Here is a 13,015-nt window from a genome sequence, read left to right as displayed (position 1 = left end):
CGAACGTGACATCGGGCTCCCCACTCCGGCGACGGCGCGGCCCGGGCGCGGGCTCGTGCGGCGTGCCGGCCCGGGGAGTTGATCCCGGTGGTGGGTGACGTCAGGTGAGGAGTTTGGCGAACCAGTGGTCGGCGTAGACAGAGCCGTTGTAGTCGCTGACCTCGACGTAGCCGTGCGCGGCGTACAGCGTGCGAGCCTCGATCAGGTCGCTGCGCGTATCCAGAACCATGGTCTCGGCGCCGGACTCACGGGCGTGCTCCTCGGCGACCTCGAGCAGGCGGCGGCCGACACCGAGCCCGCGGCTCGACGGGCGGACGAACATGCGCTTGAGCTCCCACGTGTGCGTGTCCAGGCGACGGACGCCGGCGCAGCCCGCTGCCCGTCCGGCGGTGTACGCCAGCAGGAACGCGCCGTCGGGCGGGGTGAGGTCGTCGTTCGGCTGTTCCGCCTGTGCCGCGTCGACCTCCGCGCTGCTGGGCTCGCTGCCCTGGAGTCGCCGCACCAGCTCGGTGACGTACTCGCGCAACAGCTCGGCGGCCTCGGGGCTGTCGGCAGCGGTGTGCCGCACATCTATCTCGGCAAGGCTGGTACCCATGGCATCAGCATGGCACGCTCGTCCAGGAAATTTTCCGCGACTCCCCGGTCGTGCGGGTGCGGATCCCCGGAACGAGGGGAGCCCAAGGTGACCTTGGTTCCTTCTAAGGAGCCGAACGTGACATTCGGCCCCCACCCCCAAGTTGAGTGATGTTGCAGGGTGATGCATAATCATTCGCATGGCGATCGATGTGGCTGTGGCCGGGGCCAGTGGGTACGCGGGAGGTGAGCTCCTGCGCCTGCTGCTGACTCATCCGGACGTGCGGATCGGTGCGCTCACGGCAGGCGGGAACGCAGGGTCCCTTCTCGGTGAGCACCATCCGCATCTGGTTCCGCTCGCCGACCGGAGCCTCGGGGAGACGCGCGCCGACGTGCTGGCCGGCCACGACGTGGTCTTCCTTGCACTGCCGCACGGGCACTCCGCCGAGCTGGCAGGCAGTCTCGGCGAGGGCACCGTGGTGATCGACATGGGGGCCGATCACCGGCTGACCGACCCGGCCGCGTGGCAGCGGTGGTACGGCGGGACCCACCCGGGCGCGTGGCCCTACGGCCTGCCCGAGCTCCCGCTCGCCGGGGACATCAGGCAGCGAGACCGGCTCCGCGGCGCCGGTCGGGTGGCGGTGCCCGGCTGCTACCCCACAGGGGGCTCGCTGGCGCTGGCCCCCGCGCTGCGCGCCGGTCTCGTCGAGCGCCACGTCACGGTCACCTCGATCACCGGGACGTCAGGGGCCGGTAAGAGCCTGAAGCCACACCTGCTCGGCTCCGAGGTGATGGGTTCGACGAGCGCGTACGGCGTGGGAGGTGCGCACAGGCACACACCCGAGTTCGTGCAGAACCTCGGCGCGGCGGCCGGAGATGCCGTCGGCGTCTCGTTCACCCCGGTACTGGCGCCGATGCCGCGCGGCATCCTGACCACAGCGACAGCCCCCCTCCGGGGTGAGGTGGACGCGGCGACGGCGCGGTCGGTGTACGAGGATGCGTACAAGGACGAGCCGTTCGTGCGGGTGCTTCCGGAGGGATCCTGGCCCGCCACGGCGGCCACGCTCGGCTCCAACCATGTCCAGTTGCAGGTCACAGTGGACCCCGATGCGCGGGCGCTCGTGGTGATCGGCGCGATCGACAACCTCACGAAGGGCACGGCAGGCGGGGCGGTGCAGTGCATGAACCTCGCACTCGGCCTGGAGGAGACGGTCGGCCTGCCTGTCGCGGGGGTCGCGCCGTGAACGCGGGAGGAGGAACGATGGGCGGCCTCACGCCGGTGAGCGTGGACGGAGTCGATGATTCCGGAGGCGTGACCGTCGCGCGTGGGTTCCGCGCAGCCGGGGTTCCCGCCGGGATCAAGGGTGGCGGCAAACCGGACCTGGCGCTGGTCGTCAACGACGGCCCCAACGCCGACGCGGCCGGTGTGTTCACCCGCAACGTGCTCAAGGCCGCCCCCGTGCTGTGGTCGAGGCAGGTGCTTACCGAGCGCAGGCTGCGCGCGGTGGTACTCAACTCCGGGAGCGCGAACGCCGCCACGGGTCCACCCGGCTTCCAGGACACGCACGCCACGGCCGAGAAGGTCGCCGAGGTGCTCGGGACCGGAGCGATCGATGTCGCGGTGTGTTCCACGGGGCTGATCGGCGAGCGCCTACCGATGCAGGCTGTGCTGCCGGGAATCGATGCGTGCGCCGCGTCGCTGTCGGCGAGCTCCTCCGCGGCGATCGACGCGGCCACCGCCGTGCTGACCACCGACAGCAGGCCCAAGCAGGCGGCCGTGACGCACGCCGACGGGTGGTCCATCGGTGGATTCGCCAAGGGTGCCGGCATGCTCGCGCCCGACATGGCGACCATGCTTTCGGTGATCACGACCGACGCCGTCCTCGGCGGAGAGGCCCTCGACACCGTGCTGCGTGCGGCGTGTCGCGTCACGTTCGACCGCCTGGACGTCGACGGGGGCACGTCCACCAACGACACGGTGCTCCTGCTGTCCTCCGGAGCGAGCGGGATCGTGCCGTCCGTCGAGGAATTCACCAACCTGCTCTCGGACGTATCGCTGAGCCTCGTACGGCAGCTGCAGGCCGACTCGGAGGGTGCGACGAAGCTGGTCGACATTACCGTTCGGGGAGCGCCGAGCGAGACGGACGCGATCCAGGTCGGCCGGACGGTGGCCGAGGACAACCTGGTCAAGACGGCCCTGTTCGGCTCGGACCCCAACTGGGGCCGTATCGCGATGGCGGTAGGCCGCAGCCAGTTCGCCGCCGACCCGGACCGGCTCGGCATCACCGTGAACGGCGTCGAGTTGATGCGGGACGGGCTCGCGAGCCGGGACCGCTCGGAGGCCGACCTGTCCGGAGCGCGGATCGAGATCACGATCGATCTCGGTGCCGGTACCGACCAGGCGACCATCTACAGCACCGACCTGTCCCACGGCTACGTCGAAGAGAACAGCGCGTACTCCTCATGAGTTCTACCGAGCGGAAGATCTCCGCGGACGAGCGTCTGGCCACCGCGGCGGAGAAGGCGGGCGTGCTGATCGAGGCACTGCCGTGGCTGCAGCGGTTCCACGGCGCCTGCGTGGTGTTGAAGTACGGCGGCAACGCCATGGTCGACGACACCCTCAAAGAGGCGTTCGCGCAGGACATGGTCTTCCTGCGGCTCGCGGGGCTCAAACCGGTCGTCGTGCACGGCGGTGGTCCGCAGATCACCTCGATGCTGACCAGGCTCGGCATGGAGGGGGAGTTCCGCGGCGGGCTGCGTGTGACCACGCCGGAGACGATGGACGTCGTCCGTATGGTGCTGACCGGGCAGGTCAGCCGGGAGCTCGTCGGCCTGATCAACGCCTACGGTCCCTATGCCGTCGGTATCTCCGGCGAGGACGCGAGGCTGTTCACCGCCTCCCGCAAGCACGCCACCGTGGATGGTGAGTCCGTCGACATCGGACTGGTCGGCGAGGTCTCGGACGTCGACCCGGACGCGGTGCTGGACATCATGAACGCCGGCCGGATACCCGTTGTCTCGACGGTCGCCCCCGACGCGGACGGCGTCGTGCACAACGTCAACGCCGACACAGCCGCGGGGGCACTCGCCGCCGCGTTGCAGGCGGAGAAGCTGGTTGTCCTGACCGATGTGGAGGGTCTGTACGCCGACTGGCCGGACCGCGCCTCACTCGTCGACCAGGTGGGCGTGGACCGGCTCGAGGACATGCTCCCTGGCCTGGACAGCGGCATGATCCCGAAGATGGAGGCCTGCGTCCGCGCCGTCCGGGGTGGGGTGCCGCGAGCGCACGTGATCGACGGCAGGTTGGCGCACTCGGTGTTGCTGGAGGTGTTCACCTCGAGCGGGATCGGGACGATGGTGCTGGCCGAGGAGCCCGGGGAGGGTGCGTGATGACCAACGAGCAGGCCCGGCTCCGGTGGGAGTCGGCGTTGGTGAACAACTACGGCACCCCACCGATCGAGGTGGTGCGCGGGGAGGGCACCCGGGTGTGGGACGCCGATGGCAACGCCTACCTCGACCTGCTGGCCGGTATCGCGGTGAACGCCCTCGGGCACGCGCACCCCGCGGTCGTCGACGCGGTGAGCCGCCAGATCGCCACGCTCGGGCACACCTCGAACCTGGTCGCCAACCCGGTGGCGCTTGAGCTGTCCGAGACGTTGCTCGAGGTGGCGGGCTTGGCGGGCGACGGCAAGGTGCTCCTCGTCAACTCCGGCTCCGAAGCCAACGAGGTCGCGTTGAAGATCAGCAGGCTGACCGGGCGCGGCTCCGTCGTCGCCTGCGAGTCCGGGTTCCACGGCCGCACCATGGGCGCCCTGACCCTGACCGGGCAGCCCGCCAAGCAGGAACCCTTCGCACCGCTCGTTCCCGGCATCGGCCACGTGCCGTTCGGCGATATCGACGCGCTGCGCGCGGCCGTCGACAGTGACACCGCCGCGGTCTTCGTCGAGCCCATCCAGGGCGAGGCCGGCGTGATCCCTGCCCCCGACGGGTACCTGCGGGCCGCGCGGGAGATTACCGAACAGCACGGTGCGCTGCTGGTGCTCGACGAGGTCCAGACCGGCATCGGCCGGACAGGGAGCTGGTTCGCGTTCCAGCAGGCGGGGATCGTGCCCGACGTAGTCACCCTCGCCAAGGGCCTTGGCGGGGGGCTTCCGCTGGGTGCGGTGATCGGCGTCGGCGGTGCGGCCGACCTGCTGCAGCCGGGCCAGCACGGCGTGACGTTCGGCGGGAACCCGGTGTGCTGTGCCGCGGGCCTTGCCGTGCTGCGCACCATCGAGTCCGAGTCGCTCGCCGAGCACGCCCGCACCGTGGGCAAGGACATCGCCGCGAGCGTCGAGGCGTTGCGGCACCCGTCGATCGCAGGGGTGCGCGGTGCGGGGCTGCTGCTCGGCGTCGCGCTGCGCGAGCAGCCCTCCGCCGCGGTCGCCGGTGCGGCGCGGCGGGCAGGCTACCTGGTCAACCCGGTCACACCGGACACGCTGCGGCTGGCGCCGCCGCTGGTGCTGGCCGCCGAGGACGCGCACCGGTTCGTGTCCGACCTGCCGCAGATTCTCGACGACGCTTCGAAGGACGTGTGATGCCACGACACTTTCTCCGGGATGACGACCTGGATCCCGCCGAGCAGAACGCCGTTCTCGACCTGGCCGACCAGTTGAAGGCCGACCCGCTCGGCAGCGACGCGCTCTCCGGGCCCCGCCTGGTAGCGGTGATCTTCGAGAAGAACTCCACGCGCACCCGATTCTCGTTCGAGGCAGGCGTCGCCCAGCTGGGCGGTCATGCCATGGTGGTGGACGGGCGCGCGATGCAGCTCGGTCGCGAAGAGACGCTCGAGGACACCGCGCGCGTGCTGTCCGGCTACGCCGACGCCGTGGTGTGGCGGACGTTCGCGCAGGCGCGCATGGACTCCTTCGCAGGCGTCTCGCGGGTGCCCGTGATCAACGCGCTCACCGACGAGTTCCACCCCTGCCAGGTGCTCGCCGACCTGCAGACGATCCGGCAACGCAAGGGCACCCTGGCCGGGCTGACACTGACCTACCTCGGCGACGGTGCGAACAACATGGCCCACTCGCTGTTGCTCGGCGGGGTGACCGCGGGCCTGCACGTGCGGATCGCCGCGCCGGAGGGGTTCCATCCGATGCCGTGGGTGCTCGACCTGGTACGGCGGCGCGCCGCGGAGACCGGCGGCTCGGTCGGTGTGTTCAGCGACCCGGTCGAGGCGGTGGACGGCGCCGATGTACTCGCCACCGACTCGTGGACGTCCATGGGACAGGAGACCGACGGCAAGGACAGGGTGGGACCGTTCCGGCCCTTCCAGGTGAGTACGCAGCTGCTGGGCAGGACCGGCAAGGACGACACGATCGTGCTGCACGACCTGCCTGCCCATCGCGGGTGGGAGATCACCGACGAGGTCATCGACGGGCCGGCCAGCGCCGTGTGGGACGAGGCGGAGAACCGTCTCCACGCGCAGAAGGCGCTGCTCGTGTGGTTGCTCGGAAGGTAGGAGGCTGCATGGGATGAGTGAGGCCGATCACCGGGCGGGCCCGGCCACCGGGCATGCGATCACCCGTGCCGCGCGCCAGGCGCGCATCGCCGAGCTCGTGTCCAGCATGGGAATCCGCAGCCAGTCCGAGCTCGCTCGGATGCTCGTCGCGGAGGGCATCGAGGTCACGCAGGCTACGCTGTCCAGGGACCTGGACGAGCTCGGGGCCGTGAAGCTACGCGGCGCCGACGGTGGCGCCCCGGTCTACGTCATTCCCGAGGACGGGAGCCCGGTCAAGGGCGTGCAAGGCGGGACGACCCGGCTGTCCCGGCTGCTCAGCGAGCTGCTCGTCTCGGCGGAGGGGTCCGCGAACCTCGTGGTGCTGCGTACGCCGCCGGGGGCGGCCCAGTTCCTGGCCAGCGCGATCGATAGGGCAGCGTTGTACGAGGTCGTCGGGACGATCGCCGGGGACGACACGGTCATGGTGATCGCGCGGGAGCCGCTACGGGGAGCTGACCTGGCCGAACGCTTCAGGGCGCTCGCGAGGACCGCGACAGGCTCGGACGACGCCGATGCGGGCTCCGGGCAGGACACGAACGACGCTGATGCGGAATCAGCGAAGCGCGCGTGAGACAACCACGACACGCGCAGCGCAACGAGACGCGAGGAGGACAGTCGATGACGAAGCGTGTGGTGCTCGCCTACTCGGGTGGGCTCGACACCTCGGTCGCGATCGGATGGATCGCCGAGGAGACCGGTGCCGAGGTAATAGCGGTGGCCGCGGACGTCGGCCAGGGCGGCGAGGACCTGGAGACGATCCGCAAGCGCGCGCTGGACTGCGGGGCGGCCGAGGCGGTCGTCGCCGATGTGCGCCAGGAGTTCACCGAGCAGTACTGCCTGCCCGCCGTGCAGGCCAATGCGCTCTACATGGATCGCTACCCCCTGGTGTCCGCGCTGTCGCGGCCGCTGATCGTCAAACACCTTGTGGACGCCGCCAAGCAGCACGGGGCGAGCACCGTGGCGCACGGCTGCACCGGCAAGGGCAACGACCAGGTCCGGTTCGAGGTCGGTATCGGCGCGCTCGCGCCGGACCTGGAGGTCATCGCTCCGGTGCGGGACTTCGCCTGGACGCGGGAGAAGGCGATCGCCTACGCCGAGCAGCGGGACCTGCCGATCGACGTCACCAAGTCCTCGCCGTTCTCGGTCGACCAGAACGTGTTCGGTCGCGCCGTGGAGACCGGCTTCCTCGAGGACCTCTGGAACGCGCCGACCAAGGACGTCTACTCCTACACCTCGGATCCCTCGCTGAACGCCGGCAAGCCGGACGAGGTGGTCATCAGCTTCGAGCGGGGCGTTCCGGTGGCGATCGACGGCACGCCGGTGACGGTGCTCGAGGCGATCGAGCAGCTCAACAAGCGTGCCGGGGAGCACGGTGTCGGCAGGCTCGACATGGTCGAGGACCGGCTGGTCGGGATCAAGAGCCGGGAGGTCTACGAGGCCCCTGGTGCGATCGCGCTGATCACCGCACACCAGGAGCTGGAGGCGGTCACGGTGGAGCGCGACCTCGCGCGCTTCAAGCGCCAGGTCGAGCAGCGCTGGGGTGAGCTCGTCTACGACGGCCTGTGGTTCTCCCCGTTGAAGTACGCGCTGGACGACTTCATCGCGAGCACCCAGCAGCACGTGACCGGCGACATCCGCATGGTGCTGCACGGCGGCTCGGCCACGGTGAACGGGCGTCGCAGCGCGCAGTCGCTGTACGACTTCAACCTGGCTACCTACGACGAGGGCGACTCGTTCGACCAGTCGCAGGCCAAGGGCTTCGTGCACCTGTGGGGTCTGCCCAGCAAGATCGCGGCGCGGCGGGACCAGGCGTGATGCCAGGTCACACGCTGTGGCCGCAGGTATCGACCGCGAGAACGGGAGTGAGCAGGTGACAGGGTCCGGTTCGACGGAGTCGGGCGAGGTGGGTCCGGTCCAGCTGTGGGGCGGCCGGTTCGCGAGCGGCCCGGCTGAGGCGATGGCGGCGCTGAGCGCGTCAACGCATTTCGACTGGCGGCTCGCCAGGCACGACATCGCGGGCTCGCGCGCGCACGCGCGGGTGCTGCGCTCGGCGGGGCTGCTGACCGAGGGGGAGCTGACGGGGTTGCTCGCAGCGCTGGACCAGCTCGAGTCCGATGTGGTCAGCGGGACGTTCACCCCGACGGTCGCCGACGAGGACGTGCACACCGCGCTGGAACGTGGCCTGCTGGAGCGTGCGGGCTCCGACCTCGGCGGCAAGCTGCGCGCGGGCCGGTCACGCAACGACCAGGTGGCCACGCAGATGCGCATGTGGCTGCGCGACGCCGCACGCGGCGTCGCGCAGGGCACCCTCGCTGTCGTCGACGCCCTGACCGCCCAGGCGGAACGGCACCCGGACGCGGTACTGCCCGGCCGTACCCATCTCCAGCACGCGCAGCCGGTGCTGCTGGCACATCACCTTCTCGCACACGCGCAGGCACTGTTGCGTGACGTGGACCGGCTACGCGACTGGGACCGCAGGACGGACGAGTCCCCGTACGGTTCCGGGGCGCTCGCAGGCTCCTCGCTCGACCTCGACCCGGACGCCGTGGCCACCGAGCTCGGGTTCGCGCGCGCCGTCGACAACTCCATCGACGGTGTCGCAAGCAGGGACTTCGCCGCCGAGTTCGCCTTCGCGGTGGCGATGCTGGGGGTGAACCTGTCGCGTATCGCCGAGGAAGTGATCATCTGGAACACGGCCGAGTTCGGGTACGTCACGCTGGACGACGCGTGGGCGACCGGCAGCTCCATCATGCCGCAGAAGAAGAACCCCGACGTCGCCGAGCTCACCAGGGGCAAGGCCGGCAGGCTCATCGGCAACCTCAGCGGCCTGCTCGCCACGCTGAAGGCGCAGACGCTGGCCTACAACCGGGACCTGCAGGAGGACAAGGAACCGCTGTTCGACTCGGTCGAGCAGCTGGAGCTGCTGCTGCCCGCGATCGCAGGCATGATCGACACGATGGCCTTCCACACCGAGCGGATGGCCGAGCTGGCACCCGCCGGGTTCACCCTGGCGACCGACATCGCCGAGTGGCTCGTGCGCAAGGGTGTCGCGTTCCGCAGGGCACACGAGATCTCCGGGGAATGCGTGCGGGTCGCGGAGCGCAACGGGGCGGGGCTGGACGAGCTCACCGATGAGGAGCTCGGCGCGATCGATCCCCAGCTGACGCCCGAGGTCCGCGAGGTGCTGACGGTGGCGGGGTCGATCGCCTCCCGCGACGCGCGTGGCGGCACCGCCCCGCCGCGTGTCGCCGAGCAGCTGGACGGGGTACGCAGGCGGTCGGCCGGGGCGCGCGCGTGGGCGGTCGGTGACTCGTGAGCCGGGGCGGGCAGGCGGCCGGTGGGCGCCGGTTCGGGCGCGCCGATCTGGGCATCGACCCCGTAGCGGCGTGCCCCGTGCTGCTGGGTAGCGTGCTCGAGGCCACGAGCGCGGACGGGACCGTGGCGGCCCGCGTCGTCGAGGTCGAGGCCTACTGCGGTACGGACGACCCCGCCTCGCACGCGTACCGGGGCAGGACCGCGCGCAACGCGGTCATGTGGGGACCGGCCGGGCACCTGTACGTCTACTTCGTCTACGGTCTGCACTTCTGCGCGAACGTGGTCTGCGCCGGCGACGGGCAGGCGGGGGCCGTGTTGCTGCGCGCGGCGGAGATCACCGATGGGCAGGACCTGGCCACGGCACGTCGACCGGCCGCGCGTTCGGCACGCGACCTCGCGCGTGGCCCGGCACGCCTGACCGCGGCGCTGGGGCTGACCAGGGAACACAACGGTGTCGATCTCACTGCCGCGGACTCGCCGGTGCGGTTGCGTGCAGGCGAGCGGCCCGAGCCCGGTGAGGTCGAACACGGCCCCCGGGTGGGAGTCGCGGCAGCCGGGGACGTGCCGTGGCGGTCCTGGCTGTCGAGCTCGCGGGCGGTCTCGCGTTACCGCCCCGGCGGGCGTCGCGGCGCGAACGGCCCGGATTCGGTGACGACGAGCAGGCTGGAAGGATGAGTGTCGTGAGCGAGCACATTCTTGACGAGCTGTCCTGGCGTGGTCTGATCACGCAGTCGACCGATCGGCAGGCCCTGCACGCCGACCTCGCGAGCGGACCCGTCACGCTGTACGCCGGTTTCGACCCGACCGCCGAGAGTCTGCACGCGGGGCACCTGGTGCAGCTGCTCACGCTCACTCGCTTCCAACGCGCCGGGCACCGGCCCGTGCTGCTCGCTGGCGGGGCGACCGGCCAGATCGGTGATCCGCGCGAGGTAGGGGAGCGCAGCCTCGTCAGCGCCGACGTCGTGGCCGAGCGGCTGGCGTCGATCGGTGTCCAGCTGGAGAAGCTCGTGACCTTCGACGACTCGCCGACCGGCGCGGTGCTGGAGAACAACCTCAACTGGTTCCGCGACCTGGGCTCGCTGGACTTCCTCCGCGACGTCGGCAAGCACTTCTCGATGAACGTGCTGCTCGCGCGGGATACCGTGCGCAGGAGGCTGGCCTCGGACGGGATGTCCTACACGGAGTTCAGCTACCTGCTGCTGCAGTCCTACGACTACCTGCAGCTGTACCGGCGGTACGGCACGAAGCTGCAGGTCGGCGGCTCGGACCAGTGGGGAAACATCGTCGGTGGTGTCGAGTACGTCCGCAAGGTCGACGGCGCGGCCGTGCACGGGCTGACGACTCCGCTGGTCACCGATGCCGAGGGGCAGAAGCTCGGCAAGTCCACCGGCGGTGGCAACGTCTGGCTCGACCCGGAGCTGACGTCGCCGTACGCGTGGTACCAGTACTTCGTCAACACGCCCGACTCGCACGTCATCGACTACCTCAAGATGCTCACGTTCCTCTCCCGCGAGGAAATCTCCGAGTACGAGCAGCTCACGGCGGACAAACCGCAGCTACGGGCCGCCCAGCGCAGGCTCGCCGAGGAGCTCACGACGCTCGTGCACGGGGCGGAACAGACCCGTAAGGTCACCGCGGCCAGCAACGCGCTGTTCGGCAAGGGCGACTTCGCCGAACTCGACGCGCGGACGCTCGACGCGGTGATGGCCGAGGTGCCGACGGGGGAGGTCCGGCTGGCCGAGGAGCCGTCGATCGTGGAACTGCTCCTGGCGGCGGGCCTCGTGCAGAGCAAGGGCGCCGCGCGCCGCACCGTCGCCGACGGAGGGGCGTATGTGAACAACGTCAAGGTCACCGACGATACGTGGCAGCCGGGCTCCACCGACGCGCTGCACGGCCGGTGGCTGGTGGTACGCAAGGGCAAGCGCAACCTCGCGGGTGTCCAGGTGCGCTAGCCGCCGGTCCGGGGCGAGCCGAAGGACTCCTCGGGTACCAGATATGTACCGGAGGGGTCCCCCGGCTCGCCCTCGCTCGTCGACCCACGGCCGAGCGTCGAGGAATCGTCGGTGCCGGGGGGCTTTGCAGTAACCTTACTGATGGGTAACGTACGTCACAGTACTGCGGCACGCGCACGTACCCAGTACTATTGCCAGCCGTCGACGAGGAGGTACCCGTGGTCCAGCAGGCGAACGTCACCGAACAGGAAGCACGCGAGGTCGCCGAGGAGGCGCGCGAGAGCGGCTGGACGAAGCCGTCGTTCGCCAAGGAGCTGTTTCTCGGGAAGTTCCGTACCGACCTGATTCACCCGTACCCGCAGCCGACCGCGGACGCCACCGCGAAGTCCGAGCGGTTCCTCCAGCAGCTACGCGACTACTGCCGGACGCTGGACGGCGGGCTCATCGAGCGCGAGTCCCGGATCCCGGACGAGTACGTCAAGGGGCTGGCCGAGCTCGGGTGTTTCGGTATCAAGATCCCGGAATCCTACGGGGGGCTCGGGCTGTCCCAGGTCGCCTACAACAAGGCGCTGATGCTGGTGGGCTCGGTGCACTCGACGCTTGGCGTGCTGCTGTCGGCGCACCAGTCGATCGGGGTGCCCGAGCCCCTGAAGCTCGCAGGCAGCGAGGAGCAGAAGCAGCGTTTCCTGCCCCGCTGCGCCAAGGGTGCCGTCTCGGCGTTCCTGCTCACCGAACCGGATGTGGGATCCGACCCTGCTCGCCTCGCCGCGTCTGCCGTGCCGACCGAGGACGGCGAGGCCTACGAGCTCGACGGCGTCAAGCTCTGGACCACGAACGGTGTCGTGGCCGAGCTGCTCGTGGTGATGGCACGGGTACCCAAGAGCGAAGGGCGCCGAGGCGGGGTGACGGCGTTCGTCGTGGAGGCCGATTCGCCGGGGATCACCGTCGAGCGCAGGAACGCCTTCATGGGACTGCGGGGGATCGAGAACGGTGTGACGCGCTTCAACAAGGTGCGGGTACCGAAGGAGAACGTGGTCGGTAAGGAGGGGGACGGTCTCAAGATCGCGCTGGGTACGTTGAACGCCGGCAGGCTGTCCGTACCCGCGATGTGCGCCGGTGCCGGCAAGTGGGCGCTCAAGATCGCGCGGGAGTGGTCGGCCGAGCGGGTGCAGTGGGGCAAGCCTGTCGGTGAGCACTCCGCGGTCGGCAGCAAGATCTCGTTCATCGCCTCTACCACCTACGCGCTGGAGAGCGTGCTCGACCTCTCCGCGCAGATGAGTGACGAGAACCGCAACGACATCCGTATCGAGGCGGCACTCGCGAAGCTGTGGGCCAGCGAGATGGCGTGCCAGATCGCCGACGAGCTGGTACAGATCCGCGGCGGCAGGGGATACGAGACCGCTGACTCGCTCGCCGCACGCGGCGAGCGGGCCGCACCGGTCGAGCAGCTGTTCCGTGATCTTCGTATCAACCGCATCTTCGAGGGGTCGACGGAGATCATGCACCTGCTGGTGGCGAGGGAGGCCGTGGACGCGCATCTCAGCGCGGCAGGCGAGCTCGCGGACCCGGAGTCGGACCTGCAGAGCAAGGCCAAGGCCGCGGCCAGGGCGAGCGGCTTCTATGCCAAGTGGCTGCC

General features: G+C 70.1%; 12 protein-coding genes (1 of these 12 running past the window's edge). 11 read left to right on the top strand and 1 reads right to left on the bottom strand.

The window, feature by feature from the left end:
* Positions 1-100: 100 nt before the first annotated feature.
* Positions 101-595, bottom strand: a complete 495-nt coding sequence (locus CHB84_RS19255) for a GNAT family N-acetyltransferase (protein ID WP_089303063.1) — start codon at positions 593-595, stop codon at positions 101-103.
* A 178-nt stretch (positions 596-773) separates the two neighbouring features.
* On the opposite strand from CHB84_RS19255, the gene argC reads away from it, so the two are divergent.
* The 11 genes from argC to CHB84_RS19200 form a co-directional block, all read left to right on the top strand.
* Positions 774-1,817: an N-acetyl-gamma-glutamyl-phosphate reductase gene (gene argC / locus CHB84_RS19250; RefSeq protein ID WP_089303062.1), complete on the top strand. Its 1,044-nt coding sequence runs from the start codon at positions 774-776 to the stop codon at positions 1,815-1,817.
* Between the two features lie 17 nt (positions 1,818-1,834).
* Complete coding sequence (gene argJ, locus CHB84_RS19245; RefSeq protein WP_089303061.1) at positions 1,835-3,040, top strand: bifunctional glutamate N-acetyltransferase/amino-acid acetyltransferase ArgJ; 1,206 nt, start codon at positions 1,835-1,837, stop codon at positions 3,038-3,040.
* A complete protein-coding gene (argB, locus tag CHB84_RS19240) occupies positions 3,037-3,963 on the top strand; it encodes an acetylglutamate kinase (RefSeq protein WP_089303060.1) in 927 nt (308 codons plus the stop codon). Before argJ ends, argB begins: the two co-directional genes overlap by 4 nt.
* Entirely contained in the window at positions 3,963-5,150 is a 1,188-nt protein-coding gene (locus CHB84_RS19235; protein WP_089303059.1) for an acetylornithine transaminase, read from the top strand. Before argB ends, CHB84_RS19235 begins: the two co-directional genes overlap by 1 nt.
* Positions 5,150-6,073, top strand: a complete 924-nt coding sequence (gene argF, locus CHB84_RS19230; protein ID WP_089303058.1) for an ornithine carbamoyltransferase — start codon at positions 5,150-5,152, stop codon at positions 6,071-6,073. Before CHB84_RS19235 ends, argF begins: the two co-directional genes overlap by 1 nt.
* Positions 6,074-6,086: 13 nt before the next feature.
* Positions 6,087-6,683 (top strand): arginine repressor, encoded by a 597-nt coding sequence (locus tag CHB84_RS19225; protein ID WP_089303057.1) that lies wholly within the window; start codon positions 6,087-6,089, stop codon positions 6,681-6,683.
* Between the two features lie 47 nt (positions 6,684-6,730).
* Positions 6,731-7,927, top strand: coding sequence for an argininosuccinate synthase (locus CHB84_RS19220; RefSeq protein WP_089303056.1), 1,197 nt, complete (start codon positions 6,731-6,733; stop codon positions 7,925-7,927).
* 55 nt (positions 7,928-7,982) lie between these two features.
* Positions 7,983-9,428: an argininosuccinate lyase gene (gene argH, locus CHB84_RS19215; RefSeq protein ID WP_089303086.1), complete on the top strand. Its 1,446-nt coding sequence runs from the start codon at positions 7,983-7,985 to the stop codon at positions 9,426-9,428.
* Positions 9,425-10,102 (top strand): DNA-3-methyladenine glycosylase, encoded by a 678-nt coding sequence (locus tag CHB84_RS19210; protein WP_089303055.1) that lies wholly within the window; start codon positions 9,425-9,427, stop codon positions 10,100-10,102. Before argH ends, CHB84_RS19210 begins: the two co-directional genes overlap by 4 nt.
* A gap of 5 nt (positions 10,103-10,107) precedes the next feature.
* Positions 10,108-11,379 carry a tyrosine--tRNA ligase gene (tyrS, locus tag CHB84_RS19205; protein ID WP_089303085.1) on the top strand — a complete coding sequence of 424 codons (1,272 nt, stop codon included), beginning with the start codon at positions 10,108-10,110 and terminating at the stop codon, positions 11,377-11,379.
* Between the two features lie 218 nt (positions 11,380-11,597).
* Positions 11,598-13,015, top strand: the 5' portion of a protein-coding gene (locus tag CHB84_RS19200; RefSeq protein ID WP_089303054.1) for an acyl-CoA dehydrogenase family protein. 517 nt of this gene lie beyond the right edge of the window; 1,418 of the gene's 1,935 nt are visible here — the first part of the coding sequence; its start codon is at positions 11,598-11,600; its stop codon lies beyond the right edge, outside the window.

This window comes from Haloechinothrix alba, from assembly GCF_900188115.1.
Classification (GTDB): Bacteria; Actinomycetota; Actinomycetes; order Mycobacteriales; family Pseudonocardiaceae; genus Haloechinothrix; species Haloechinothrix alba.
This window is presented reverse-complemented; position numbering and strand designations above follow the sequence as displayed.